The sequence below is a fragment of the Paraburkholderia sp. EG287B genome, assembly GCF_040965595.1.
Lineage (GTDB): Bacteria > Pseudomonadota > Gammaproteobacteria > Burkholderiales > Burkholderiaceae > Paraburkholderia.
In genome coordinates, this window is the sequence record NZ_JBFRCG010000019.1 from 1 (window position 1) to 26,983 (window position 26,983).

Genomic DNA, 26,983 nt, shown 5'->3' on the forward strand with positions numbered 1-26,983 from the left:
GGCAAGGCCGGCCCTCCTGCCTCCACCTCCTGATTGCCGGGTAGGCCCAGACAGAACCTGCCCACGCTCGCCGAGCATGCCTCATTTACGCACGTGACGTCGAGAGCGGCCCACGCGAGCCGCTTACGTAGAACATCTAATCTTTGAATATCCGGCCGAATCGATAAGATCCTGCGATGCTTCAAGGAGAATCGGCATGACATTCACGACTTCCGCGCTTCATCTCTCCAACGTCAGGCTGGCCGACGGCCAGCGCGTTGGCGTCGCGCTCGCCGATGGCCGCATCGAGGCAATCGGACCCCACGTCGCGGCACAGCCGGGCGTACCGGTCGTCGACGGCGGCGCCGGGCTGCTGCTGCCCGGTTTCGTCGAGGGCCACACGCACCTCGACAAGAGCAACTGGGGCCGCCCGTGGTATCGCAACGAGGTTGGGCCGCTGCTTACCGACCGCATCGCCAACGAGCGCGAATGGCGCAGGACCTCGGGTCACGATGCCGGCGCCCAGTCGCTCGCGCTGGCGCGCGCATTCGTGCAGGCCGGTACGACGCGCCTGCGGACCCATGTCGACATCGATACCGACGCGCGACTGCGTTACCTCGAAGGCGTGCTGGCCACGCGGCAGACGCTGCGCGATGTCCTCGACCTGCAGATCGTCGCGTTTCCGCAGTCGGGCATGCTGATCCGGCCGGGGACGGTCGAACTGCTCGACAGCGCGCTGGCGGCCGGCGCCGACGTGCTCGGTGCGCTCGACCCGGCGCTGATCGACGGCGATCCCGTGGCCTCGCTCGATGCCACGTTCGCACTGGCGGAGCGCCATCGCAAGCCGATCGATATTCATCTGCACGAACCCGGCGAGGTCGGGGCGTTCACGCTGAAACTGCTGCTCGATCGCGTGCAGGCGCTCGGCATGCAAGGTCAGGTTGTCGTGAGTCACGCGTTTTGTCTGGGCGCGTTGCCGGAGCGGGCGCGCGACGCGTTGATCGACCGGATTGCGCAACTGCGCGTGGCGCTGCTGACGAGCGCACCGCCTTCGTGCCCGGTTCCGCCGCTCAAGGTCTGCCGCGACAGGGGCGTGACGGTGTTTGGCGGCAACGACGGCATTCGCGACACGTGGTCGCCGTATGGCGTGCCCGACATGCTCGAGCGTGCCATGCTGATCGGCTTGCGCTACGACTTGCGGCGCGACGACGATATCGCAATCGCATTCGACTGCGTGAGCGATGCCGCCGCGCGAGGCTGCGGGTTCACCGACTATGGTCTGCAGGTTGGGGCGCGGGCGGAGCTTGTCGTCGTGGACGCGGAGAGCGTCGCGCAGGCCGTCGTCGCGCGGCCGAAGCGCAAGCTGGTTGTTGCGAACGGACGCGTTGTTGTGCGTGATGGGGAGTGGATCGTGTGAGCGATCGGCGGGACATGCAGCACGCCGGCGCGTTCGGTCCGCCAAAAAGCTTGACTGAGTGACTCAGGGCGTGAAGCGGTCGATCAACATACGCAACCAAATGTCCGCCGTCGCATCGACTTCGGCTCTTCAACGCGATGTCGTTGAACGCCGCTTCATAGCCACGCTGCCGATATTGACGGGCATGCAGGCCGGTCGGGGCAATCCGCCTGGCCGCGACCGGACGCATCATGTACCTTTTTGCGCAAAAGTGATTTCGACGTTCGGTGCTTCTGGCGCCAAGGCTCCACCCCTACAGTCAGGTCAGCCTTCGGACGCGGCGCTCTCCACCAGAATGGACCCCGCACGAAGCTTCTTGGCACTCGAAAGGAGCAAACATGCTGACCAGAACATCTCCCGCACTTCTCGCCGAACCCGACGTGGCGACCGAGGACGCGCAGTACTTCGAATACACGTCGTCCGCCAATCCGATCGGCGCAAAACTCATCTCGCGCGTGCCGTTCCGCAACTTCCCGCCTTCGCTCTATGCCGACGGCGCAACCCGGGTCGTGCCGCTCGACCTGTCCGCCGAACTGGAGTGTCCCGGTCCTGCGACCGGCCCGGGTTTGAGCGCAAGCTTCCTGCGTATCGAGGCGGGCGAAGTGTTGACGCTCGATCCGAACGCGACCTCGCAGGTCTGCTACGTGATCAGCGGAACGGGCAGCGTGAAGCAGGGCACAACGCGCTTTCCGTTTGCGCAAGGCGACTTCTTTACGCTTCCGGGCGGCGTCGCCGCTGTGCTCTCCTCGGATGCGACCGCCACGCTGTACTACGTCAATGATGCGCCGCTGCTGACCTATCTTGGCACAACCCAGGTACAGGCGCGCTTTGCGCCCACACGCTATCCGGCCGCCGACGCGCAGGCAGCGTTGCGCGAAGTCGCGGAACAAAGCAACGCGGGCCGCCGCAACCGCATCAGCGTGCTAATGGGCAACGTCAACTTTCCGCAGACGCGCACGGTCACGCACGTGCTGTGGGCAATGTTCGGCATCGTGCCGCCGCATTCGGTGCAGAAGCCGCATCGACACCAGTCGATTGCTCTCGACTTTATCGCCGGCGGCGGGCCTGGCGTCTATACGCTGGTCGGCACCGAACTCGACGCGGAGGGCAATATCGCGAATCCGACTCGCGTCGATTGGGAAGCGGGTATGGCGTTCGTTACGCCCCCAGGATACTGGCACGCGCATTTCAATGAAACGACCGACAACGCGTATGTGATTCCGATCCAGGACGCGGGCTTGCAGACGTATCTGCGCACGCTGGACATCCGCTTCGCGCGTTAAGGCGTACGTATCGGCGCGAGTCCGTCGTCCCAGTACGGCGGCTCGCCGAACGCTTCGGCGTAGAAGTCCACGAAGACGCGCACTTTCGACGAAACGACCTTCTTGGGCGGATAAGCCGCCCAGACCGCGGGGTCGGCTCGTCCGGTACGCGCCTCCCATTCCGGCAGCACCTGCTGCAAGCGTCTGGCGCGCAGGTCCGCGGCAGCGAGCCAGGTCGGCAGGAGCGCCACGCCGCAACCGGCCACGGCGAGCGCGAGCACGGCTTCCTGGTCGCTAGCACGCAGGCGTCCCTTCAGTTCGACCACCGTCAATTGCGGTGCCTCCTGCGCCGACTGCAAGTTCGCGGGGCTTCGTACGAAGGACCATTTGTCATCCGGTATAAGCGACAGGCGAAGTGCGTCGTGCGCGGACAGATCGTCAGGCGTGCGCGGTATACCACTACGCTCAAGATAGGCGGGGCTGCCGCAGACAATACGACGATGCGGCGCGAGGCGTCTCGCCATCAATGATGAATCGGGCATTACGCCGGTACGGATAGCCACGTCAATGCCTGCGTCGATCATGTTGAGCGTTTCGTCCGTCGAGACGATGTCGAGGTCGATGTCGGGATAGCGCGACATGAAGGCCGGCAGATGCGGAACTATGTGTAGCCGTCCGAATGCAGGCGGTATCGTCACGCGCAGCACGCCTTGCGGCGTGCGATTCAGCGATGAGGTGACTTCCCGTGCGTCGTCGAGGGCTCGCAACGCAAACGCGGCGTGTTCGCGAAAGAGGCGGCCGCCTTCTGTCAGGACTAGTCCGCGTGTCGATCGGTTGAATAGCGCGATGCCGAGGTCTTTTTCCAGCTCGCTTATGTAGCGCGAGACAGTCGAGGTTTTTACGGACAGTTCGTTGGCGGTCTTGCTAAAACTCTGTAGTTCCGCTGCGCGAACGAAAGCCCGTACTGCGGCGAAGTAGTCCATGGGGGCGAGTTTGATGGTCGGGCTTTTGGCTTCCCTGAGAGTGTACCGGGTCGGTGCAGTCGGCGTGGAGATGGGGTGATGGTAAGGTCGAACGTGGCCCGTTAGCAGCCGCTCAAATTTTATCTTTCAATGACGAATCATGGCCGACTACTGCGCGACACAGTGCGGACGGCGACCCGAACTGGCCACGTAGTTTAGCGACAGGGCACGCCGCGCTCAGAGGAAGTTCCTGATTAGCATCGTCACCCACCACCAGGCACCGCCGCAGCCGGCGGCCCGGCAGCGCGCATCGGGATCCGCCAGAAGGCGGCCATTGGCGTCGCTCACCGAACTTGAGTTGGTCAGGAAGTACGCCACGCTGTCTTGCAAGGGATCGAGCCCGTCCTCAGGGATCTCTATCCACAGGCCGTTTTCGGTATTCAAGCGGGCCGACAGCGAATCGAAATTGAAACTGCCAAGATAATATCGATGGCCGTCGATGAGGACCAGCTTGGCGTGCATCATGCGGTTCTCTCGGTCGGAGTATTCGCGCACCTCGATCCCGGCATTCACCAAGCCGGGCAGATCGTCGGCATAGGCGCGTCCGACTGCGGGGAATTCCTGCGTGATGCTCGCCAGCGAGGCGCTCACCAGGATCACGTGGACACCTTCGCGCCGCTTGCGCTCAAGCGCCTCGCGCAGCTCCGGCACCAGGATCAGGTAGGGGTTGATGATCAGGATTTCGTGCTGCGCCGTATCGAATGCTTCTAGCATGTCCTGCAACGTGCCTGGCGAGCGCTTGTCGGGCCAGTCGTGGACATAGTGCAGGCGCTCGCAGGCGATCGGCATCCAGGCGGGATCAAAAGACGCCCCGGGAGCGGGCGGAGTGGCGGGATCATTGGGCGTATCGGAGGCAGTGGGCGTATCGGTAGCGGCCGGGTCTGTCGCCTGGGTAGCGGCATCGAGCGGAGCCTGCAGCCATTCGCGCCAGTAGTGGATGCGCGCCGGGTCCAGCGTCGGATAACCCTGCGAGTCTCGATAAGGACTTTCGACTTTGAGGAATCTTTCCGGCTCGGGGCGAACCACTTCCGGGCTATTCCAGAACAAGGCGAAATGCTGGTACATGGCGTGCAGGGAGGAAGCCTCCTGGCCGGCGTCGCCCGACACCATCAGATCGCGCTCGCTGAGCCAGTTGCGGAAGCTTTCATCCCAGATCGAGGTGCTGCCGATCACGGCCGTGTCGCCAACCAGGAACAGTTTGTCGTGCATGCGATGCGAAATCTCGACGAGATCGGATCGTGGATGGAAGATTCGGAGTTCAATGCCGGGCGCCACCTCGTGCAGGGCGACGATGAGCTCGTCCTCGAACGGGTAGTGCGGCTCGGGGCCGATGCCGTCGATCAGCAGCTTGACCGGCACGCCTCGGCGCGCAGCCTCGACCAGATGACGCAAAAGCAGGCCGCCGGTCTGATCGATTTCGAAGATGTAGGCGAGGATGCGGATCTGTTCGGTAGGCGTGGCACGGTCGACCAGCGCAATCCGCGACTGCATCAACTGACCGTCGTCAAGACTGGCGACCAGGTCGACACATTGCGCGTGACCTTGCTGAGAAGAGGCAAACACGCATGCCAGAACGAGCGCCAGGCTTCTTGTTGCGGTCATGATGTGGCGAACGGGTTCGATGTGTCTCCGGCCCTATGTCTTTGAAGGTCTGGAAGCTTTGTCGCGTAAGCGCGGTCAAGTCGCTCGCTGTTACTTCGGGAAGGTGAACAGAACGGCGAGCCCGATCCGGCGACTTCAACCATTTCGCATGCGTGCAACTAATGCGACCAAGCGAGCACTCATTTCCTTGGCCGGCAAGTGCGCGAGCCAGCCGTGACCAGGAAGCAGCCATTCGAAACGATACACGGCCAGCTTGCTGAGCGATTCGGTGAGCTCGGTCCATGAGTACCAGCACGCGTCCCTGAATGCCACGAGGTCCTGCTCGCGTGGGCTCCAGGCAAGCGAATCACCCGAGCAGAGAATGCGATCGTCGAGGAGATACACGACGCTACCCCGAGTGTGACCGGGCACGGGGACTGCCTGTAAGCCGGCCGCAATGGTCGGCGCCGACACGTCGTCGAGAAGATCCGTTGCATAGGGGGCAGCCGAGCGGTCCTCCCGGTGAATCCAGACGCGCGCGCCGAATCGACGCGCGTATTTGTCGGCGTCTGCGACGTCGTCACGATGCGACAAAAGAATGTGTGCGATGCCACCGGCGTCGTCGAACCATTTGACGAGCTCTGCCACATAGCGCGGTGAGTCGATCAGCAGATTGCCGTCCGCACGCGAGGCAAAATAAGAATGTGCGCCAAACGATGAGCGTGAGTTGAATCCGCAGCGCCACACGCCCGATGTGATCTGCTGTGGAAAGATCACCGCGTTCGGACGAAGCTGCTTCGTTTCGCTGCGTACCGATGCTGTCGGGCATACGAACACCGCACGCCAGGCAGCAAGCTGCTCTTCCGGCGTGCCGGGCTGCCGAACGAAGATGCTTTTGTCGTTTCGCTCGACGATCAGCCCGGGCGCGACATGACGCGATGCACCGCAATTGATGCACGCTGTGTCGATATACCACTCTCCAGGCGCGGAGTCGGTATTGCGTGGTGGCTTCATTCGATGCTCGGGTCCTGACAACGCATGGCAACCTCACAGTCCCATCATAGACCTTTCAACCACGAAGAGACGACCGGAGCAACGGGAGGAAGTCGGAGCCACCAGCTTCGTAGCGCTTCACCTCTTGACTAACCGTCATTGCACGGAATTTGGGCCGCCACATATCGGGTCTTTACCCATGCCCTTTGGAGTGGTTGCCGACTTCCTGTCGTATCCATTCGCGCAAGAATGACATGACCGTCGCCGACGGGGATACCGGGAAGTGCCATGCCCATCACTGATTCACGGCAAGACCGGGCCCCCACCATCGGGCTACTGTCCTATCGATATTCCGACTCACTGTCCGTTCGCTGAGGGATCACATCATGAACAAGCTCACTGCCACCATTCTCGCCAGCTGCTTCTCGTTCGCGACCGCGGGCGCCTTCGCTGATGATAGTGTACCAACCGACGCGACTGCCAACGACGCGCCGAGTCAGGAGATAACCGCAAAGAGCGCAACAGAATCAGACGCGATGAGCGCCGACAGCGCGGCCAAAGACGGGATGAAAGAAGATGCGATGAACCACGACGGCATGGCCGGAGATGAAACAAAGAGTGCCGAGGTGAAGGAGTAGTGTCGATGCGAAGTGATCCGCTGATGCCAGACCAGAAGACGCTCCCCGGAAGCGCTCCACGGATCACCCTCACCAAGCACCCGCGCAGTAGTCAGGCCCTTTAAAGCCTTGACGGTTTCGGAACGTCCGTTGCCTGCTGGAGAGCCGACGTATGAATGTCAGGGTGAGAACGGTGGCCAGCGTCGGCAATTGTCCGACTGCTAGCTGATGCGGGTGACAGTAGTCGACCCGTTGCCGACCTTCGAGCTTGCCGAAAGCAGTCATCGGGCGTGGTATTGTTGGTTCTCCACACTTCGAGACCACCTGCACCATGGCCAAGTCTGACCTCATAGGGGCTGCGATTGAGTTCGTGGATTGGGAAAAGCCATGGACGTTCTATTCGGCTGTGTTGAACCACCTCTCACTAGAATCCGATAACAGGGCCGCTTTAGAGCATGTCTGGGCCGAAGCGTGCCGCCCCGAATACTGGCGGGACGCCGACATTTCCAAGTGCTGCGATGCGTGCGATCACGGACTTAGGAACGGATTTTCATGGTTGCCTGACGATGCGCGCGCGCAGTTCGTGCGAGCAGCATCCTTCCAGTGGAAATGACGCCGGCGACAGCCGGGTAGCTCGACCTCCTTGTTGGCAATTCCAGTCTCGGGCTCGAATGCCCGTAGCAGGTCGTCCGACGGGTAAGCCGGACCGGGCCAACGAGAACCTTCGCCGAGAAGGCAAATCGTCAAAGGATCCCCCAAGCTTCCATCCCGTCGAACGCATACCCTTCCCGTTCGTTCGTCGCGTCTAGAATTGAGGGCCATTCGATGCGGGGATGATAGATGTATCGCGGCAAAACCAAGTATCTCGAATGTCTCACGTCGATAACTGTCGTCAGCCTTTCGAATTTCTTTTCCATCCAACTGAAGGCAATGAAGTTCGAGCATTCTGACATTGCAAACATGCAGCCCCATGCATACCCGGGAAACCGGTGCCCGGCAATATCAACGACGTGATATGAATCGCCGTGCGGAGGTTCACCTTCATATCGCAGTGTCATCTCATAGCTGCGATCGGGCGGAATCAGCACATAGTCGCCCATGCCCGCCCAATGGCAAAGGTTATCCACCGTAAATTGGATCTCGCAAGGTTCCATCCGGCTGCTTTCCGTCGCTAATGAAGGTTTTCACCGGATTGTCGACGATTGGCGCCGGTATGTCGAACAACCGGTTGTGGCCGGCGTACGTCGACCGTTTTCCTGGTACCCGAAGTCCAGCCGGCAAATCTTCGAACCGCCGACCCGGTGAGTGATCAGGTACGTTTAGCTAGATAGGCATCGACCAATTCGACTAGTCGTTCTCGCCCGAAGCTCCCATCATGTCCGGCGTGGACCACTTGCACGGGCAGTTCACGCAAACGTTTCATCGTTCGCACATAGGCCGGAATATCAGCGCCGTCTATCTCATCCAGTAGCGGGCCGTCGTAGATCGCATCGCCGGAGAACAGAGTGCCGGAAGCTGCTTCCCACAGGCCAATGCTGCCCGGTGAGTGGCCGGGAAGATGGAGGACTTCAAAATGCCGGTTACCGAGATCTACGACGTTCCCTTCTTTGACGATTTCCGTGACCGTCGCGGCCCGCACGCGATAGTCAGACATCGAGTAATCAGCGTCAGGAAGGGCCGTGATCAGATCACCGTCGAACGCATACCCTGCTTCGCGATACCGGCGAATTGCTTTGTCGCCCAATACCGACGCCAGAAGGGTGCCTGGCTTACGCGGAGAGCGCAGGTTCTCTGCCTCTAATTCGTGAACCAGTGTGTGTTCGAACTCATGATGTCCGCCGACATGATCCGAATGCGTATGCGTCGCCACGGCGGTTACGTCGTTCTGCAGCAGGTGCCTGGCCGCATCGCGCAGGCTGGCGATACCCATTCCGGTGTCGATCATCAGGTCTCGGTCGCGGCCGCGCACATGCCAGATATTGCAGCGCATTAGCGGCACGACATGGGGTTCCCAAAGCAGGGTGATGTCATCGCTGACGCGTTTGAGTTCAAACCATCGCTGGGCAATTGGTAACGTGATCATGTAGGGGCACTCACGAGTATGAGTTGTTACTTTGACACACTTCGAATCCCACCTCGAAATCGTTGTCATTGAAGCGCCGTAGGAGGTCGCAAAGTGTCGACGATTTAGGCATGCAGGTCGAGTGACCGGTTGTGGCCGGACAGCGCCCGAGTGCCGTCCGGCCGCCTGTCGTTCAAACCTCTGTCTGTTCCGCCATCTCGAGAGCGTCGTCGACCTCAATGCCAAGGTATCGAACGGTACTCTCGAGCTTTGCGTGACCGAGCAGCAACTGTATCGCGCGCAGGTTCTTTGTGCGCCGATAAATCAGCGACGCTTTCGTTCGACGCATTGAATGCGTTCCGTAAGCTGTGTCGTCAAGCCCGATCGACCGTATCCAGCGATGGACAAGGCGGGCGTACTGGCGCGTCGAAAGATGGGCGGAGCCGTGAATGCGGCTTGGGAAGAGATAGTCGCTCGACGACAGTCCCGCCTCTCGAATCCACGCAGCGGCGCTCTCCCGGGTCGGTTCAGTGATTTCAAACTGGACCGGCCGCTGGGTCTTCTGCTGCATTACAGTCGCCCTCGGTGCCACACGCGAGCCAAGACAGATATCCCTCACTCGCAATTTCGTTAGATCGCACGCTCTCAACTTGCTGTCGATCGCGAGGTTGAACAGCGCGAGCTCGCGCGCTCTTCCAGCAAGCTGCAGGCGGATACGGATTCCCCAAATCTCCCTCAGCTTCAGCGGCGGCTTCTGCCCCGTCAGCTTGTCCTTGTTCCACGGTACACGGCCGACGCCCGGGTTGATGGTGGCTTCCATGACGATTCTCCTTTCGAAGGACGGGAGAATCAGTTTGCACCCGGCGCCGCCGGGCAATACCCGACCCTAAGGGACAGTCGCTCCACCCGTAAGCGGACATTCAAAGCGTGTTCATCGGCGCAGTCGATCCCCGTTGCGCGGGAAACATTTCTATCACGCCCGCGATCATGCTTCGGAGGCGGCTTTAATCAGCAATTCGCCGAGGCGTATTGAAACAGGGTCTTCTGGCGAACGCCGTACTAGAAAGCGGTCCAGTTCTCGACGTGCGCCAACTGCGTCGCCTGTCCTCGCGAGCACAAACGCGAGCGCGATCGGATGCTGAACATAGTTGTAGAAACCCAGGCCTCCACTCGATAGATAGCCTCGCAGCCATTCGAACGCCGCGACGACGTCCTCTACCGAATTGACCCGTCGCCAAAATTCGTCTGCTCGCACGAGCGCGGCTTTCACAACCGGTGCCGATTTTTGAGCGACCATCTGCTCACCGCGAAGAAGGCTTAGATCTAAGTCCCTGTCGCGTGCATCGACAGTGAGATCAAACTTTGCAGATTTATTGGTTCGGTGCCATCGAACAGAACTGCCCGATACGTGCGGAACAAAGTCAAAGGACAGCCCCCAGCTAGGCGCTATTACACCGCCTTTCCATGCCGGAAATGCAAATATTTGCCGAATGGGCGACCCATCGAATCGTACCCACTTTAGCGGCGCTACTGTCTCGAATCCTCGCTCCTCCAATTCGGCATCGACATCAGGAGAGATAATGCGATGCGCAGCCTCCAAGGTCACCATGTCGAACGCTTCGTCCTTTTGAGTATGTTTCCGGATGTGCGTGATCCACTTACTGATGCTCATCTTCACAACACTATGTCAGGAGAGGAAAACCATCGCCATCGGCCTGAGTTGACAGGGCGTGGCCGTCGTTTGGTGGTTACAATTGTCGACGATCCAGACCGCGCTGTCGAACGGTCGCTTGTGGCCGACCAGAGCCCGACCACCGACCGCGGCGATCATCTCGAGCACGCTCGTTATGCAAAAGGCATCAATCTAGCCTTCTATGACGTTCTTTGCTCCGGACTGCGAGTGTTTATGGCGACTAGCTTCTGAACGCGTTTATGGCAAGCTATGTGCCAAACTTAACCGGGATTGAACCAGAAAGACCATGAGCTTACACACATATATGCTGTTCGTCGGCGCCAGTCTCCTTTTGTGCCTCGTTCCTGGTCCCGATATGCTGTTCTTGCTTGGGCGAACAATTGCACAGGGACGTGCGGCAGGTCTATGCGCCGCCTTCGGAATTAACCTCGGCGCTTACGTGCACTTGCTCGCTGCAGTAACCGGTCTTTCTGCACTTGTCCTGGCTTCGGCGACGGCGTTCACTGCGGTGAAGTGGGTAGGTGCAGCTTACCTGCTCTATCTCGGGTGGGGAGCATTGCGCTCGAAGGGAAGCGTTGCGTTTCCGGTCGGCGACGTCAGGACGAAAGCTTTGCGGCTCATCTTTTGGCAGGGTTTTCTCAGCGACGTGTTAAACCCAAAGGTCGCGCTGTTTTACCTCGCACTGCTGCCCCAGTTCATGAGCGCACACGACCCAAGTCCTGTGAAGCATCTCATCGCATTGGGCGTGTTGGGCAACATGGTTGGAATCGCAACGAGCATTACCTACGTGTTTCTCGCAGCGCGAATGACAATTGCGCTTCGACGCAACCATGCCATCTCCACCTTGTTGATCAAGGCGATGGGTGTTCTGTTTGTTGGACTAGGCCTGAAGTTGGCAACAGAGAAAATCTGATATGGCTCTCGCTGAGATTGACGACGACCTACGTCCGCCCGGCTTCGGTGCAATCAGGTTGCGCTACATTTGATGAATGCTCTGACGTGTAATCTCAATTCTAGTTGACTTCAGGGGGAAGGTGATGCAAAGACAGGTGATGACGGGCGGTTGCTTTTGCGGAAGGATTCGCTATGAGGTCACTGGCCAGCCATTTAACTCGACCATCTGTCACTGTGAAGATTGCCGACGGGCGGCTGCTGCGCCGCTTGTCGCGTGCTTCTCGGTGAGCAGGCGAGAATTTCGGCTCACGCGCGGCACGCCTAAAGGCTTTGCATCGAGCGCTTGGGGAACACGGAGTTTCTGTCCAGACTGCGGCACGCACCTCACATTCGTCCACTCCGAATTGCCTGACGAGATCGACGTGACTACCTGTAGCCTGGATAGTCCAGAATTGGTTCCTCCTACGGACCATGTGCGCACGGCGAAAAGTTTGCCGTGGATTCATATGGCCGATGACTTACCTAAGCACCCCGGCCGACGCCAACCGGTCTAAGTGATCTAGTCCACGGAGTCTTCTCGCGCTGACGAGGAGATTCAGATGAGGACTGACTCGATCAGCCACTGTCGTGCGAGTTCAGTGCAAAGCGCTGGCCGCTCCAAGGTTGGGAAATGGCCGCATCCTTCCAGTAACTCGAATCGAGCATGTGGCATGAGCGCGGCGATGCGAAGACCGACCTCGGCAGGAACGAAGCGATCTGCGTTGCCCCAAATGAGAAGCGTCGGAATCCTGCTCGTTGCAAGCGTCGACCAGCGATCCGAGCGGGTCAACGTCGCGTCGGATTGTCGTGCAAACACGTCAGCTCCGGTATCACGTGCCATTTGAACGAATGCCGCTCTCGAGTCGGCATCTTCAGCGGGAATAGCATTCTCGGCGAATTCCGCGATAACTCGCTCATGCTCGCCCGTCCGAATTCTCCGGCTGGTGGTGCGCACAGCATCCGGATAAGGGTGCGCACCCGGCTGACAATTCATCAACCAGAGTCCGCGGACACGTTCAGGGGCGCGCGCCAGCACCTCCATCGCAAGACAACCTCCGTAGGCTGTGCCTGCAAGGAGGAAGGCGCCGTCTACGGAGGCGAGCAGGTTCTCGGCACTTTCAGCGAAAGTTGCATGGGCTAGCACCCGAGAAGACGTTGCGACTAGATCATTTAACCCTTCAAGCTGGTCCGTATACATACGTCCGTCACACGGCATAGCGGGCAGAAAGATGAGCGGAAGCGGCATGGCGGCAAAGCGAGTGAAGGTTACATGACGACGGAAACGGGTTCGCGGTCGCGAGTGGCGATGCAGCAACCGAAGATTGTCGACGATTTAAAACGGATCGTCGACTGACCGTTTGTGGCCGCACTGCGTCCCACGACCGGGCACGCCGCTCGCCCCCGGCCCACGTCTCATGGAACAGGCATAACCGACCCGTTACGGACGCTCGGACTTGCTGGAAGCGGCCGTTCGGCCGCGCCCCGGGGGCCGCAAATCGTCGGCGATCTTCGAGCCAGGTCGAATCAGACAATTGGCGGGAGTCGCTCGTCTTGCACGAATGGTGCTGTAAACAGTGCAGAACGTCGGCGCGACTTCGATGGACGATATTTATTCTGTGCCGTCGTGGCCAAAGCCAACGAGTACCTCATTGGGGCCGGCCACGTATAGCCTCTTGCGTTTGCGCGGGTAATCGCAAACGTCGTGCTCCAACCTCTGACCGGCGATGATTAATACCAGAGGGATGCCGCCAGTGTTCGAAAGATTGTGGGCGGCGCCTTCCCGTGCGAACCCCAAGAAATCTCCCGCTCCGATTTCATACACCTGGCCGTCGATGGCTGCCTCCCCGGCCCCTGAAAGGACGTAGACACATTCCTCTTCATAGAGATGCCGATGATATTCGGCGGATTCGCGCCCGGGCATGAGTGTCACCAAATGAAAGCCGAATTGCGTGATCCCCGTGATGTCTCCGAGCGACTTCTTGAGGCGTACGGCCTTTTCGTTTAATGGATGGACAGAACGCTGCGGCGTCATCGCCTCGATATCGGCAGCCTTAAGCAACTCGCACGGTTGTTTCGACATAATTGCCTCAACTTTTACAGGTAAATCGGTGGGAGTAAGGATTTTGTGCGGAGTCGCACGAGAAGCGGGCGCGGGCGCTCACGGCGTTTTAGATTCCGCGCGCTGCTTGACCGCGGCATTCATTGCCTGAAAGTTTCGCCGAGTTTCCTCGATCACGTCCTTTGTCAACCATCCAACAAGCAATCCAGAGAAAGACTCCGTTTGCTCAAGATGGGTCCCATCGGCTACGGCTGTCAGGTGAATGCAATGTGTACCGTCGAAGACACCGCGAATCCATACACTGCCACGCCAGCAAAGGTCTTGTTCCGGACGAACGCGCACGACAGTCGGTTTGAATACCATCGAATCCGGTCCAGTGCCTAGCACAATGCGGATTGTTGCTCCTTCCCTGAACTCGCCGTCAACCCGAGTAATGAAGGGATTCCAATCGGGATACGCGGCGCTGTTTGATACGACTTTCCAGACATCGGCAGGCGGCCGATCGATAAGAACGTCAGCACGTGCGCGACTATCTTCGTGCAGGATGCAAAGGGCTCCAATTACGCCGACAACACTAACGACGATGCCTTTCAGCAGCAATCTCCGAAAGCCCATATGCGCCCCGTAATCCGTTTTAGTGCTCTGCTGCAGCCTTGAATTTACAGATTGTCGATGATCCAAACACCGATGTCGACCGGCCGAAAATGGCCGACCAGCGCCTCACGGCCCAACTCAATAACGTCTCGGCTGCGCACACGACCCTGCTCCGACCTTCGGCGTTCTAAAGAGCGACCGTTACATGGGCCGGTATGTGGGGGGCGACTGGGATGGGGATACCAGCGCTGGAGTGATGAGCTCAGTCACAGAACGTTCACCGTCGGCTACGCCAAGAAATCGTAGTGATTGCGGTAGGAATCCAAGGGCGCAATTGGCAGCCATTGTTGTGGCAGAAAAGGCGAGTCGATCATGACGTGATATCCGTGTCGCCATGCAATCTTTGCGTAAATCACCGCGGGAGTTGAAATCAGATCCTCAGTAAATCCGCTTTCATCTTTCGCACGAGCTAAGCGCGCCCTTGGCGTAATAATCTGCCGAATAGCATCCTCCATGGCAGGAGTATCTCCCTCTGCGAGCGCAAGATAGAATTGGTGATCAAGAAGATACTTCTTCTCACCACTTGCTGTTGGCGGATCTGCAAGAACACGCACACACCGACTCTTCAACCGCTGCCAGTCACCCTGAATTGCAATGATCGCCTGATAAGCCCAGAAGTCGTGAGTCTTGTGATTCTCAACTCGGCGGAGATCATAGGCCGATTTGCGATCGACAAACCAATTCACCAGCACATCGTTATCGGACAACAAAGGTGGGAGGAGCGCCAGCATTTTCCCACCGGGTGAAAACGTGTCGTTGACCATTCGATAGACCGCCCTAGTCAGGTTACCGCCTAAATAAAACCATTGTTTCATCGCAATCAGGTCCTGATGGACAAACCACGCGACCATTGCTTTGGCAGTTGCATGAGAGCTGAGCGACGTCATACACGCCCGAGAGTCACCGGTGCCGGTCTCGATGAAGTGAATCGTCTTGGGTAGATTCATGGCCATATCGTCTATGTGCCGCCCGATGTGCGTCAACCTTTTAGACCTTGCATCGAAATCACTTGCTGCCACTCCGCCCTCCATTTCAATGACACATGTTCCGCTACGATGAATTGTCGGCAATCCAGATACTGTTGTCGAACGGCCGCTGCTGGCCCGCACTGCGTCCCACGACTGGGCGCGCGGCTCGCCCCCGGCCCGCATGTCATGCAACTGGCATAACCGACCCTGAGCGGACGGACAGGTTTCCCTAAAGCGGTCCTACAAGCCGACAACTGCGCCACCACGCCGCAACTGCTCGAGCTTCCCCTTTTCATCCGCGCGCAACTGGTGTTATACGGATCTTGTTCATCTTCTACCGAATGCCGTGACGACGTCGATACGCTTCAACGTCCGCCTCGTCCTTCAGACTAAGGAGATTCATCAAGATAGACATGCCAGACACCAGCTTTGGAAAATTGGTCCACAAGTCCCACGGCCCCTCTGGCGAGAAATAATGCCAATAGCCGACAAGTGCATCACTTGGCGCGGTGATTCTCCTCATCTTTATTGCGGCGATAATGGGCATGAGATGATCCTCATACAGGTGGCGTAGGTCTTCGTTGCGACCGCTGGCTTCGTCGAAAAGAGTCTCGACATTTTCAGCACTCTCAACCAGTGCTTTCGCAAATTCGCTCATAGTTACTTTGCCGATGATGCCGCCGAATATCGGCGTGGGCGGTGTGAAACTTCCCACATCAGGAACGATGCACTTCACGAGCCCCCGCCAACGCTATATTGACCTTATGTTATCGGTGCAATCGTCCTCTGGTGTTGAACTGCTTCGCGGCATCCATATATGCACCACGACCTACGATTGTCGCCAATCGACACTGCCACGTCGAACATCTCTTTGTGGCCGCAGTGACCCGAACAGGAGATTGGTGGTCGCTACTTCGCCGGGTCTATCCATCCCGGGCGAAGTCCGCGAACGTGTTCTTCCTGGACCTGCTCGATAGATTCCGCATTGCCTAGATCGGCCTCAATCTCGCCGACGCAACCCCAGCAGTCACCGCCGCAGTTCATCGACAAGGGGTCGTCGGGTTGATCGAGTGCTCGCCTACATATCCGGCATTTCAATCGCTCGGCTTCCAGGGGTGTGAATTCGCCAAATTGTCAGCGATTTACGCCGGTATGTCGAACGGCCGGTTGTGGCCGCACTGCGCCCCACTACAAGGCACGCTGTTCGCCCACGGCCCACGCCCTCATGCAACAGGCATAACTGACCCGACGAGTCGTTTGGAGTTCTCGAAAGCGGTCATTTCAGTTAGGCCGACGACACGAGCGCCAGCAGGACGTGTTAACGAGTCAATTCCCTTGACTGGAATTGGTGAGTTTCCCACGCTTCATCTCCCTGTGACATCGGAACGATGCGCGGAATCTGCCCTGGAGATATCCGAACAGACTGAAATCTAACGGGATAGGCGCATGCCGCACGTACTGAGTTTGAGTCCGTGCGGCTGCTTTTGGACGCTCCTCCGTCCGCGCGAAACCGGCCAGGACGCGACGTTAGAGCCAAAAACATAGTCGGCTGCTTCTCAAGCCTTAACGGACGTTCACGCACTCCCACAATCGCGCTTTACTCGATCTTCGGTTCAGTTGAAGTCTTTGTAGATTTATCGACTCGCGCCTGATTTCCTGGACTCATCCACCGACACAGTTCGATGCCACGAATTGCGTGAGATACGACTTAGGGTCTCTCCACCAACGAGCGCCAACTACAGCGCGAAGTTGCCGACACCATCCCTCTGACGCGACAGGCGTCGCTTATCGTGGCTATGCGACAGACCATCTGCGGATAGCGAAGGGATTGAGCGGGCGAGTGCAGCACGGCGAGTTCGCCGGCTCGCCGTCCCGACTCTGCTACCAGCATTCCTGCGCTTGCTCAGGTAACTGGCACGAACTCTCCTTCGGCGAAGAACCACGCCGACATCGTCCGTGCCAGTTCGAGCACGACCTCCGCGTCGGTCCGGCCGGAGGACGCGCGCACGTGGAACGAATGATCTGCGTCGTCCACCACGTGCAGCGTGGCGCGTGGCCCCAGCGTCTCGACGACCGACCTCAGCAGGTGAAGCTCGGCCAGCTTGTCGCGCGTGCCCTGCAGGAAGAGAATCGGCACCGTGACGTCCGCCAGGTGCCGTGCCCGCTCCACGCCGGGCGCGCCCGCCGGGTGCAGCGGGAATGCGACGAAAGCGAGGCCACGCACGCCGTCGAGCGGGGAGATGGCTTGGGCCTGGGACGTCATGCGGCCGCCGAACGACCTGCCGCCCGCGAAGAGCGGCAGGGCTGGCAGCCGCCGGCGGGCCTCTGCGACTGCTGCCTGCACGGCAGCATGTGCCACGGCCGGCGAGTCCACCCGCCTGGAGCCCCGCTCCATGTACGGAAACTGGTAGCGCAATGTGGCGACATCAGCCGCCGCAAGCGCGTCGGCCAATGACGACATGCCGGCATGCTGCATGCCGGCCCCGGCACCGTGCGCGAAGACATACAGGGCTCGCGCGTCCTCCGGCACCTGGAGGAGCGCAGAGACCTTAGTGCCGTCGGGCAGTGCCAGGGAAAGCGATTCTGGGTCGTCCATCGCATTCAGGTCGTGTCGTTGTGGCCATTGCGCCGATTCTGCATCAATGAGGCATCGGGGAGCGTTTGTGGCGGCGTCCGGCAAGGCATTGCGCAGGCGGAGTTTGCCGGCCGATCCATGGAGCGTGCGCCCGTCGTGAACGGCGCCGCAGTCGCGATATGTCTGTTGACGACCGCAAGCCCGACGGCGTAATTGCACGCCTGCATCATTGTCAGCGAACTGTTACGACACTGCAATCAGCGTCAAAGGAAGTTCTCGAAGGGCAGTTCATTTAGCTGACTCTCTGGAAGACCATGTCCGGCTGCAGAAAGTTCTGAGTCGGCCATAAGCGGTCGGTCGCCGTAGTAATGGATATGGACAAGGCTGGCGTGACAAAGACTTCGCTGACGCACGGGAGCCGCCTCTCGGCGCGGTGTCGTATCACTGCCTAACAACAATCGGGGATGCCATGAACTTACGGCAAGTTGGATGCAGCGTTGTGCTGTGTCTATCAGCAGCCCTCGCATCTGGCCCATGCGTGGCAGCCGTAACGGAATTCCAGGCGCACATTGAGGCCCCGCAAAACAGGTTCATTGACAAGCCCGAAATCAACCCTTCTCCTCAGCACGTTCTCGTCATTCGCGGCCGAAAACCTGCCGACCTGGAGATAGGGTTTGGAGTCGCGTACGGGACGACAAATCGGAAGTGCGAGTCTCAAACAATGGTCGGTCGCATCTTTGGCGCACCAGAAGTCGCGCAGGACATTGTTGACTGGGTGCGAGTGCCGATGGAGGATCGAGCCTTTTCAGTCCGCTTCTAGCCCCCTCCTTATGCAAAGTTTGCATATGTCCATGCCGACACAGCATTAGACGAGCACGTCGGGCCACTTCATCATCGCGTCTCCGCAGCAATTGCGGTTGCCTCTACATCCCAGTGGTCACAAGGCATTACAACAAGGACATGCGTTTTCAGGGCCGGCCAGCCGTGTAGACAGGCTCGGTACGGTACATGGATGCCGTACTCCCGGTATGGCTCGCTCGCGCTGTCCATCACGTAGGAGACAATGTGAAGCAATCGATACAACGGAACATCGGCCCGTTCGCGCTGATGTTCACCGGCCTCGGGTCGATCATCGGTTCGGGCTGGCTGTTCGGCGCGTGGAAGGCGGCGAAAATTGCAGGTCCGGCGGCGGTTTGCGCCTGGATCATCGGCGCCGTGGTCATTCTGGCCATCGCGCTCACCTACGCCGAGCTCGGTGCGATGTTCCCGGAGTCGGGCGGTATGGTCCGCTACGCCCGCTACTCGCACGGCGCACTGGTGGGTTTCATCAGCGCGTGGGCAAACTGGATCGCCATTGTCTCGGTGATCCCGATCGAAGCCGAAGCCTCGATCCAGTACATGAGCACCTGGCCCTATGAGTGGGCGCACGCGCTCTTCGTCGACGGGTCATTGACGCATTCAGGGCTCGGACTCTCCGCGATTCTCGTGATCATCTACTTCATGCTCAACTATTGGGGCGTGAAGCTGTTCGCGCGTGCCAACAGCGCGATCACGATCTTCAAGTTCATCATCCCGGGTCTGACGATCATCGGCCTGATGGCGGGTAGCTTCCACCAGGAAAACTTCGGCCAGACGACCTCGTTCGCGCCCTATGGCTGGTCGGCGGTGTTCACGGCGGTTGCCACGAGCGGCATCGTGTTCGCGTTCAACGGCTTCCAGAGCCCGATCAACCTCGCGGGTGAAGCGCGCAATCCGGCCAAGAGCGTGCCGTTCGCAGTCATCGGCTCGATCCTCTGCGCACTCGTGATCTACGTGCTGCTGCAGGTCGCCTATATCGGCGCGGTCAATCCGGCCGACGTCGCGAAGGGCTGGAACACGTTCAACTTCAAGTCGCCGTTTGCGGAACTCGCGATCGCGCTGAACCTGAACTGGCTCGCGATCCTGCTGTACGTCGACGCATTCGTGAGCCCGAGCGGCACCGGTACGACCTACATGGCGACGACCTCGCGCATGATCTACGCGATGGAGCGCAACAACACGATGCCGAAGATGTTCGGCAACGTGCACCCGTTCTACGGCGTGCCGCGCAACGCGATGTGGTTCAACCTGCTCGTCTCGTTCATCTTCATGTTCTTCTTCCGCGGCTGGAGTTCGCTCGCGGCGGTGATCTCGGTGGCGACGGTGATTTCGTACCTCACGGGTCCGATCAGCCTGATGGCGCTCAAGCGCGCCGCCACGGACATCGAGCGCCCGCTTTCCGTGCCGTTCATGAAGGTGATCGCGCCGTTCGCATTCGTCTGCGCATCGATGATCCTGTACTGGGCGAAGTGGCCGCTGACCGGCGAAATCATTCTGCTGATGGTCGTCGCGCTGCCGGTGTACTTCTACTTCCAGAGCAAGCAGGGTTTTGAAGGCTGGGGCCAGGATCTGAAGGCCGCATGGTGGCTGTGCGCGTACCTGCCGATCATGGCGCTCCTCTCGCTCGTCGGCAGCAAGCAGTTCGGCGGCGCCGGTCTGCTTCCGTACGGCTGGGACATGCTGGTCGTCGCGCTGGTCTCGCTGGTGTTCTATTACTGGGGCGTGAATTCGGGCTATCGCTCGCCGTACCTCGCGGAACGCCAGGAGCACGACGAAGTCCTCGAAGGCATCGCAGTCCATTGAACGTCGATCGCCTGTCATGCGCGCCGTGGTCATCGCCAGCAGAGATATCTCTGCTGGCGCTCGGAAATGCATGACAGGTTGCGAAGACGCGGGAGCATTGCAGGGGGCGGCGTCCATTGCATGGTCGAACGCTTTGAGGGCACAGTTCGAAGGTCGGAGGAGGAAAAGGCGCGTCACGCCGGTGGGCATGACGCGCGAAGAACTTCCCTGGGGCGTGTGTCAAGCGCGAGGAAATACCGATCTCGACCAGGCACGTAAGTCCGCATTCCAGACCTGACGAGCACTCTCGCGGCGTCGCTCGGTAGTCTCTCAAGCAAGCGAAGGACGGTTTGAATGAGAACCATCGCGGAAGGTAGTCGTGGCGATGGGTGCTCTGATCGTTGGATCAGGCCTGAAGTTGGCAACAGAAAAGATGTCGCGAAGTACGGCGGCGCCTGGGCATCACTGGATGAAACGTCGTAGCTCTACCGTGGACGGGCGGCCGAAGATGTCCTCGGGCGGTCCGCTTTCCCATACGCGGCCTTCGTGCATGAACACCACGTTGTCACTGACCGCGCGCGCGAAGCGCATTTCGTGGGTAACCATGATGAGAGTCATGTTCTCGCGCGCGAGGCTTTCCACGACGCCCAACACCTCGCCCACCAGTTCGGGGTCGAGCGCGGATGTGATTTCGTCGCAGAGGAGTACGCTCGGCTTCATGGCGAGTGCGCGCGCAATGGCGACGCGCTGCTGCTGTCCACCCGAGAGTTGATTGGGATATGCGTCGAATTTGTCGCCCAGACCAACGCGCTCCAGCATTTGATGCGCGATGGCGCGCGCTTCCTTGCGCGGCGCCTTCTTGACAACCGTCTGTGCAAGCATCACGTTTTCGCTGGCCGTGAGATGCGGAAACAGGTTGTATTGCTGGAAGACCATGCCGACCTTCAGCCGCAGTGCCCGCAGGTCCGCGTGCCGTGCATCGACGTGTTCGCCGTCGATTTCGATCGATCCCGCGTCGATACTTTCGAGCCCGTTCAGCGCCCGCAGCAATGTGCTCTTGCCGGAGCCGCTACGCCCGATGATGCTGACGACCTGGCCGCGTTCGACCGTAAGGTCGATTCCCTTCAGTACATGATGGGCGCCGAACTGCTTTTCGACGCCCTCGGTCTTAACAAGCGGCATGCCATTTCCTTTGCAGGGCCCGCGCATACCGCGTAAGCGGGTAGCACAGGGCGAAATAGACCAGCGCAACGAGTCCGTAGACGAGAAACGGGCGAAACGTCGCGTTCGAAATTTGGGTGCCAGCCTTCGTGAGTTCGGCAAAGCCGATAATCGACACGAGCGCCGTATCCTTGATGGCCTGCACACCGAAACCCACGGTGGGACCGATGGCGATACGCGCGGCTTGCGGCAGGATCACGTGACGTAACTGCTCGAAATAGTTCATGGCGAGACTGGCGGATGCTTCCCATTGACCTTTGGGCACCGCCTCCACGCAGCCGCGCCAGATTTCTGCCAGATAAGCACTGGTGAAGAAGGTAAGGCCAAGCGTGGCCGCCATCCAGGCTGAGACGTCGACACCTAGCAGCGGCAGGCCGAAGTACACGATAAACAGTTGCAGCAGCAACGGCGTGCCCTGGAACACTTCGATATAGACACGCACGAGAGCGCGCAGCACGCGCGAGCTCGATACGCGCATCACGAGCAGCAGCAAACCGACCATGCCACCGGTAACGAACGAAACGAGTGAGAGCAGGACAGTCCATCGCGCGGCCAGGAGCAGTCCTGCGACGATCTGCGCGAATGTGAACTCGATCATCGCGCACCTCGCATGTTGCGCGTGAACAGTCGTCGGCCGGCGGCGGTGAGCGCGGCGCGCAGGAGTAGCGCCATCGCAAGATAGATCCCGGCGATGAGGAAATACGTTTCGAAAGCACGGAAATTGCGCGACTGCACGTAGCTAGCCGCATACGTGAGATCCGCGACCGAGATCTGCGAGACGACGGCCGAGCCAAGCATCGTGATGACGATCTGGCTCGCCAGCGCCGGGAACACCTTCGCGAATGCTTGTGGAAGCAGCACGTGCACAAACGTTTCGCGGCGCGACATCGCGAGTGCCGCAGCGGCCTCGTGATGTCCGCGCGGCACCGCTTCAATGCCTGCGCGCAGGATTTCCACGGCGTACGCACCGAGGTTCAGCGTCATGGCGAGCACGGCCGCGGTGTATTCGCCGATGTGCACGCCAAGGGCGGGCAGACCGAAGAACACGAAGAAAAGCTGGACGAGAAATGGCGTGTTGCGAATCGCCTCCACGTAGGCGTGAATGACTGCGCGCGGCGTCGCGCGGGGGCTCTGATAGGCGGCGGCGCCCGCAACGCCGAGGCTGATGCCCAGCAGCGTTGAACTCGCCGTGAGCGCAAGCGTGACTGCGGCGCCGCTCGCGAACATAGTGGCATAGGCGGCGAGGTCGCCGAACTGAAGCTGATAGCTCATGAGGAAATGAGGGTTGCGTAGCGGAAATTGCCAGCCGCGCGTGGCGGCAACGCGTGCGTCACAGATTGGCGGGCAACGGTTGACCGAACCACTTTTTCGACATCGCCTGAAGTGAACCGTCTTTCTTCGCTTGCTCGATGGTTGTGTTGACCCTGGTGAGCAGTTGCGGCTCGTTCTTGTTGAGGCCCACGAAACACGGCGAGTCCTTGATGACGAACTTCATCTGCGGTTCGCGCGGCGGGTGTTTTGCGAGGATCGCCGCGGCGACGATGTTGCCCGCCGCGATCAACTGCACCTGGCCCGAGAGAAAGGCCTGGATGGTCGCGTTGTTGTCGTCGAAGCGTCGGATGGTGGCGTTGGGCGCCATGTTGGTGAGCGCGACTTCTTCGAGTGCACCGCGCGTAGCGCCAACCGTTTTGCCAGTGAGGTCCGCCGCTGTGTTGACCTTGATGTCGGCTGGCCCGAAAACGCCCTGGAAGTACGGAGCATAGGCCTGCGAAAAATCGATGACCTTCTCGCGCTCCGGCGTTCTGCCGAGCGAGGAGATCACGAGGTCGACCTTGTCGGTCTGCAGGTAGGGAATCCGGTTCGCGCTGTTGACGGGCACGAGTTGAAGCTTGACCTTCATCGATTTTGCGAGCAGTGCCGCCATGTCGATGTCATAGCCTTGCGGCTGCATGTCGGGACCGATAGCGCCAAACGGAGGATAGTCCTCCGGGACGGCTACGCGCAGCGTGCCGCGCTTGGCGATGGCGTCGAGCGCATCGGCGTTGGCGGCCTGTACCGTAACGAGGGCCAAGGCTGGCACTGCCAGCAGCGCAGCGAGCCAGCAGCGACGGTGAAATGATTTGGACTTGTGTTCCATGCTGGATTTCCGAGGAGATTTGCCGCTCGCCATGGGTATCAAGCGCGAGCCTGCCATGCTCCAAGCAAGGACCGCGCCAATGCCGGCGCGCCAAGCCCGTGATCCTCCAGGCAGATGAAATGACTGCGCCAGTTTTGGCTCGATGTCGGGGATTTTCACCAGATCGGTGCGTGCTGGCTTCTGCGGGGAATGCATCACGAGCACGCAGGTGCGTTTCGCGCGACGCCGCGCGGGTAGTCCCGATTTTCCTACCTCTAATTCAGGAAAACCTGACAGCTGCCCCGTTTCAGTCATTGCGGCGAAACACCGTAAACATGGTGGTACCACCGGCTACGAAACGAGTCGCAACGGCGAACCACGTGAGCGCCGGCCGCGCAAACTATCAGGAAGTCAGCATGCACAGCTTCACACAAAGCATCAAATTCAAGATCGTTCTTGCATTCAGTGTATGTCTGGTACTCATCGCCGCAATGGGTGTCTTTGGTCAGTTTGGGCTTTCGCGGCTGAATTCGAATGTAAGCGATTCCTATGAGGGGAACCTGCTTCCGATTCTTGATCTCGAGGACATGCGAGCCGCACTGCTCGAAATGCGCCTTCAGGTTCGTCGCGCCCAGTCTCTTCACGATGTAGCACAGACGAAAGCCAGCATCGGCAGGATTCGCGCGGCTCAGGATCGCCTCAGCAAGGGCTGGAGCGACTACTACCCAAACCGCGTCTCCAGTGACAAGGAGCGCGAAATCGCCGACACCATCAAGAATTTGTTGCCGCAGTTCGAGGCAGGCATAGATGCGGAGGTCTCGGCGCTGGAAGCTGGCAACTACGACGCCGTATCGACACTCGTTGACAAGTATGGCGAAGTGGCCAATGCGGCCAGCAAATCGCTCGACGACGACGTTGCCGAAAATCGGCGCCAGGCAAAGCAGTCTGTCGACGACAGCGAAGGCACTTTTGGCACGATTCGCTGGGTATCCATTGCGCTGATTGGCCTCGGTCTCGTAGGTGCCACGGGAGCCATGTTCTATCTTTCCCGGGCTGTTACGAAGCCGCTCGGCGAAGCGGTGGGCATCGCGAACCGGATCGCCATCGGCGAACTCGAAAACCGCATCACGGTGCGCACACGCGACGAATTTGGCCAACTGCTCGAAGCGTTGAATAAAATGGACCAGCAGTTGAGCGACACCGTGCGGGGCATCAAGTCGGGCGCCGAGTCGGTCACCGTGGCAGCGCAGGAAATTGCCGCCGGCAACACCGACCTGTCGGCCCGCACCGAAGAGCAGGCGGCGTCGCTCGAAGAAACAGCATCAAGCATGACTGAGTTGACCGAAACCGTGAAGCAGAACGCCGAGAACGCCCGGCAAGCCAATGCGCTTGCAACCCGAGCCACCGATATGGCCGATTCAGGCAACGAAGCCGTACAGGGTATGGTCGGCACGATCGAGCGGATCAGCGGCAGTTCGACGAAGATTTCGGAGATCACCGGCGTGATCGAGGGCATCGCGTTTCAGACCAACATTCTCGCGCTCAATGCCGCAGTGGAGGCAGCGCGGGCGGGTGAACAGGGTCGGGGATTCGCGGTGGTCGCCAGTGAGGTTCGCAGCCTGGCACAGCGCTCCGCGGCGGCTGCAAAGGAGATCAAGGAACTGATCGGTTCGTCTGTGGCGATGATTCGGGACGGGGCACAGCAGGCGGGCGACGTGGGTGCGACGATGGGTGAGGTCAAGCAGGCGATCAAGCAGGTGTCCGACATCGTGGGGGAAATTGCGGCGGCATCTGAAGAGCAGAGCCGCGGCATCGAGCAAGTCAATCAGGCCGTCATGCAGATGGACGACGTGACCCAGCAAAACGCCGCGCTCGTTGAAGAGGCCGCGGCAGCGGCGCATTCGCTCGAAGAGCAGGCAATGAGTCTTACGGGTACGGTTGCGGTGTTCAGGCTTGCCGACGCAGGTGCACCGAATTCGCGCGTACGTATGCCACAGGGTCAGAGCCCTGCAACTGGAACGTGTTGACGACGTCGCGCAGCATCTGCGCCTGTTCCTGCATAGACTGCGCGGCAGCGGCCGCCTGTTCGACCAGCGAGAGCTACATGAAGCCATCGCCGCGCTCAACCTGCCCTGGTGAATGCGTTTGGAATAAATTTGGCCGGGTTCGCCGTTTGGCTCTACAGACTCGTGCGCAGATGCCGATAAGGAAGGGTCGGGTGAGAGCGGGCAACGGATTTCGGAGATTTGCCAGTGGTACTTTTTGTATCGACCAACCGCGGAAAGAGGAAGAAAGCAAGGAGAAGACAGGAATGGATCGGGCGATTTTATCGCGGCTGCGTCAAACTATTGACGACCTGGAACGCTTATCAGTGACTCTTCCCCAAAAGAATGAGGGAGCCATATTCCTCGCTCGGATCATTCATCAGTTGCAGATCCTTCAGGACACGGTCATCGCGGGGGATGCCCGCGAAACCGTATTTGTGTGCTCAGAGCAGATTGCGTCGATCGGGCGCTCGCGTGAGACGTTCGTGCGTGTTGCTGGCCTCGTCCTGTATGCCCAGGCCGTTGAGATTTTGACGGCGCTACAGAAGGAGGCGCACGTCTTCGCCGCCATTCAGCCGCAACATCACGGACCTGGCAGGATGATTCACGGGTAATGAACGCGCTTTCAACGGACAACGAGAAGAAAGATGAAGGCATCGGTTGTTGGTGCGGTTGTGCTCGCCTCAGTCTTGGCTGCAGTTCCCGCGCTGGCTGAGCAACCGGTAGAGTCAGGGCAGAAACGATCGCACGAGGCAGCTTGGTGGTCTCGTGACGTGGTCCTCGAACGAAGGGCGACTGACGGCAGTTGGTCTGTTCGATGGTTTGACGATCTTACAGTGCGCGGGGCATCGAAGGCCTACGCGGGAAATGAGAAGGATGAGCCGCTCGTCGAGATTGCTGCGTTTCGCTCCGAGGATGACGCTATTGCCTCGCGTTCGATCACCATCAGCTGCTTGGGCAATTACGAAAAGCGGGTCATCGTAGCAGCCGATGTGGTTGATGGGGACGAGCTAAAGCAGGTCTGGACGCAGCAGTTCAGATGCGGCGATAGTGAATGGCGAGTGAGAACCGCCAATGCGACGAGATTGCCGTCGACAGACCACTGAT

At 59.6% G+C, this 26,983-nt stretch carries 27 protein-coding genes; 10 read left to right on the forward strand and 17 right to left on the reverse strand.

The annotated features are described in order from the left end of the window. Positions 1-196: 196 nt before the first annotated feature. A complete protein-coding gene (locus AB4Y40_RS31355; RefSeq protein ID WP_368691179.1) occupies positions 197-1,396 on the forward strand; it encodes an amidohydrolase family protein in 1,200 nt (399 codons plus the stop codon). Between the two features lie 377 nt (positions 1,397-1,773). Then, on the forward strand, positions 1,774-2,718 hold the full coding sequence (locus AB4Y40_RS31360; protein ID WP_368691180.1) for a cupin: 945 nt from the start codon (positions 1,774-1,776) through the stop codon (positions 2,716-2,718). Here the strand turns inward: AB4Y40_RS31360 and AB4Y40_RS31365 are convergent. The 3 genes from AB4Y40_RS31365 to AB4Y40_RS31375 all read right to left on the reverse strand — a co-directional run bounded on the left by AB4Y40_RS31365 (position 2,715) and on the right by AB4Y40_RS31375 (position 6,314). Continuing rightward, positions 2,715-3,680: a LysR substrate-binding domain-containing protein gene (locus tag AB4Y40_RS31365; RefSeq protein WP_368691181.1), complete on the reverse strand. Its 966-nt coding sequence runs from the start codon at positions 3,678-3,680 to the stop codon at positions 2,715-2,717. The genes AB4Y40_RS31360 and AB4Y40_RS31365 overlap by 4 nt on opposite strands. Positions 3,681-3,896: 216 nt before the next feature. Next, positions 3,897-5,321 carry a phosphatidylserine/phosphatidylglycerophosphate/cardiolipin synthase family protein gene (locus AB4Y40_RS31370; protein ID WP_368691182.1) on the reverse strand — a complete coding sequence of 475 codons (1,425 nt, stop codon included), beginning with the start codon at positions 5,319-5,321 and terminating at the stop codon, positions 3,897-3,899. 135 nt (positions 5,322-5,456) lie between these two features. Beyond that, positions 5,457-6,314, reverse strand: coding sequence for an MBL fold metallo-hydrolase (locus tag AB4Y40_RS31375; protein WP_368691183.1), 858 nt, complete (start codon positions 6,312-6,314; stop codon positions 5,457-5,459). A 365-nt stretch (positions 6,315-6,679) separates the two neighbouring features. Between AB4Y40_RS31375 and AB4Y40_RS31380 the strand changes: the two genes are divergently transcribed. Together AB4Y40_RS31380 and AB4Y40_RS31385 are read left to right on the forward strand one after the other, a co-directional pair. Beyond that, positions 6,680-6,931: a pentapeptide MXKDX repeat protein gene (locus tag AB4Y40_RS31380; RefSeq protein ID WP_368691184.1), complete on the forward strand. Its 252-nt coding sequence runs from the start codon at positions 6,680-6,682 to the stop codon at positions 6,929-6,931. Positions 6,932-7,241: 310 nt separating this feature from the next. After that, positions 7,242-7,523, forward strand: coding sequence for a hypothetical protein (locus AB4Y40_RS31385; protein ID WP_368691185.1), 282 nt, complete (start codon positions 7,242-7,244; stop codon positions 7,521-7,523). 130 nt (positions 7,524-7,653) lie between these two features. On the opposite strand, the gene AB4Y40_RS31390 is transcribed toward AB4Y40_RS31385, so the two are convergent. The 4 genes from AB4Y40_RS31390 to AB4Y40_RS31405 form a co-directional block, all read right to left on the reverse strand. Next, a complete protein-coding gene (locus AB4Y40_RS31390) occupies positions 7,654-8,064 on the reverse strand; it encodes a hypothetical protein (protein WP_368691186.1) in 411 nt (136 codons plus the stop codon). A 155-nt stretch (positions 8,065-8,219) separates the two neighbouring features. Then, positions 8,220-8,993: an MBL fold metallo-hydrolase gene (locus AB4Y40_RS31395; protein WP_321931940.1), complete on the reverse strand. Its 774-nt coding sequence runs from the start codon at positions 8,991-8,993 to the stop codon at positions 8,220-8,222. 172 nt (positions 8,994-9,165) lie between these two features. Further along, positions 9,166-9,792 carry a tyrosine-type recombinase/integrase gene (locus AB4Y40_RS31400; RefSeq protein ID WP_368691187.1) on the reverse strand — a complete coding sequence of 209 codons (627 nt, stop codon included), beginning with the start codon at positions 9,790-9,792 and terminating at the stop codon, positions 9,166-9,168. Between the two features lie 165 nt (positions 9,793-9,957). Then, a complete protein-coding gene (locus AB4Y40_RS31405) occupies positions 9,958-10,644 on the reverse strand; it encodes a hypothetical protein (protein WP_368691188.1) in 687 nt (228 codons plus the stop codon). A 307-nt stretch (positions 10,645-10,951) separates the two neighbouring features. Between AB4Y40_RS31405 and AB4Y40_RS31410 the strand changes: the two genes are divergently transcribed. Next, a complete protein-coding gene (locus tag AB4Y40_RS31410; RefSeq protein WP_368691189.1) occupies positions 10,952-11,578 on the forward strand; it encodes a LysE family translocator in 627 nt (208 codons plus the stop codon). A 139-nt stretch (positions 11,579-11,717) separates the two neighbouring features. Further along, a complete protein-coding gene (locus AB4Y40_RS31415; protein ID WP_368691297.1) occupies positions 11,718-12,113 on the forward strand; it encodes a GFA family protein in 396 nt (131 codons plus the stop codon). Between the two features lie 41 nt (positions 12,114-12,154). Here AB4Y40_RS31415 and AB4Y40_RS31420 read toward each other — a convergent pair whose 3' ends face one another. The 6 genes from AB4Y40_RS31420 to AB4Y40_RS31445 all read right to left on the reverse strand — a co-directional run bounded on the left by AB4Y40_RS31420 (position 12,155) and on the right by AB4Y40_RS31445 (position 17,875). Then, a complete protein-coding gene (locus AB4Y40_RS31420; protein WP_368691190.1) occupies positions 12,155-12,844 on the reverse strand; it encodes an alpha/beta fold hydrolase in 690 nt (229 codons plus the stop codon). 363 nt (positions 12,845-13,207) lie between these two features. Then, entirely contained in the window at positions 13,208-13,678 is a 471-nt protein-coding gene (locus AB4Y40_RS31425) for a cupin domain-containing protein (protein WP_368691191.1), read from the reverse strand. A gap of 78 nt (positions 13,679-13,756) precedes the next feature. Further along, positions 13,757-14,338 (reverse strand): SRPBCC family protein, encoded by a 582-nt coding sequence (locus AB4Y40_RS31430; protein ID WP_368691192.1) that lies wholly within the window; start codon positions 14,336-14,338, stop codon positions 13,757-13,759. A gap of 200 nt (positions 14,339-14,538) precedes the next feature. Then, entirely contained in the window at positions 14,539-15,258 is a 720-nt protein-coding gene (locus AB4Y40_RS31435) for an Imm49 family immunity protein (RefSeq protein ID WP_368691193.1), read from the reverse strand. Positions 15,259-15,613: 355 nt separating this feature from the next. Continuing rightward, a complete protein-coding gene (locus AB4Y40_RS31440; protein ID WP_368691194.1) occupies positions 15,614-16,015 on the reverse strand; it encodes a hypothetical protein in 402 nt (133 codons plus the stop codon). A gap of 1,167 nt (positions 16,016-17,182) precedes the next feature. After that, complete coding sequence (locus AB4Y40_RS31445) at positions 17,183-17,875, reverse strand: alpha/beta family hydrolase (RefSeq protein WP_368691195.1); 693 nt, start codon at positions 17,873-17,875, stop codon at positions 17,183-17,185. A gap of 1,044 nt (positions 17,876-18,919) precedes the next feature. Here AB4Y40_RS31445 and AB4Y40_RS31450 point away from each other — a divergent pair. After that, positions 18,920-20,515 (forward strand): APC family permease, encoded by a 1,596-nt coding sequence (locus AB4Y40_RS31450; RefSeq protein ID WP_368691196.1) that lies wholly within the window; start codon positions 18,920-18,922, stop codon positions 20,513-20,515. Positions 20,516-20,956: 441 nt separating this feature from the next. On the opposite strand, the gene AB4Y40_RS31455 is transcribed toward AB4Y40_RS31450, so the two are convergent. Genes AB4Y40_RS31455 through AB4Y40_RS31470 form a run of 4 tightly spaced genes read right to left on the reverse strand, consistent with a single transcriptional unit; the run spans position 20,957 to position 23,852 of the window. Further along, positions 20,957-21,676, reverse strand: coding sequence for an amino acid ABC transporter ATP-binding protein (locus tag AB4Y40_RS31455; RefSeq protein ID WP_368691197.1), 720 nt, complete (start codon positions 21,674-21,676; stop codon positions 20,957-20,959). After that, positions 21,663-22,313: an amino acid ABC transporter permease gene (locus AB4Y40_RS31460; protein ID WP_069267338.1), complete on the reverse strand. Its 651-nt coding sequence runs from the start codon at positions 22,311-22,313 to the stop codon at positions 21,663-21,665. Before AB4Y40_RS31460 ends, AB4Y40_RS31455 begins: the two co-directional genes overlap by 14 nt. Next, positions 22,310-22,987 carry an amino acid ABC transporter permease gene (locus AB4Y40_RS31465; RefSeq protein WP_368691198.1) on the reverse strand — a complete coding sequence of 226 codons (678 nt, stop codon included), beginning with the start codon at positions 22,985-22,987 and terminating at the stop codon, positions 22,310-22,312. The genes AB4Y40_RS31460 and AB4Y40_RS31465 overlap by 4 nt, the downstream gene beginning before the upstream one ends. Before the next feature lie 58 nt (positions 22,988-23,045). Next, positions 23,046-23,852, reverse strand: a complete 807-nt coding sequence (locus AB4Y40_RS31470; RefSeq protein WP_368691298.1) for a transporter substrate-binding domain-containing protein — start codon at positions 23,850-23,852, stop codon at positions 23,046-23,048. 395 nt (positions 23,853-24,247) lie between these two features. Here AB4Y40_RS31470 and AB4Y40_RS31475 point away from each other — a divergent pair, with 395 nt between their 5' ends. From AB4Y40_RS31475 to AB4Y40_RS31485, 3 genes are all read left to right on the forward strand, one after another. Further along, positions 24,248-25,858: a methyl-accepting chemotaxis protein gene (locus AB4Y40_RS31475; RefSeq protein WP_368691199.1), complete on the forward strand. Its 1,611-nt coding sequence runs from the start codon at positions 24,248-24,250 to the stop codon at positions 25,856-25,858. A gap of 284 nt (positions 25,859-26,142) precedes the next feature. Continuing rightward, the gene (locus AB4Y40_RS31480) at positions 26,143-26,490 is read left to right on the forward strand and encodes a hypothetical protein (RefSeq protein WP_368691200.1); all 348 of its coding nucleotides are present in this window, start codon (positions 26,143-26,145) and stop codon (positions 26,488-26,490) included. 33 nt (positions 26,491-26,523) lie between these two features. Beyond that, a complete protein-coding gene (locus AB4Y40_RS31485) occupies positions 26,524-26,982 on the forward strand; it encodes a hypothetical protein (protein ID WP_368691201.1) in 459 nt (152 codons plus the stop codon). Position 26,983: the final 1 nt, after the last annotated feature.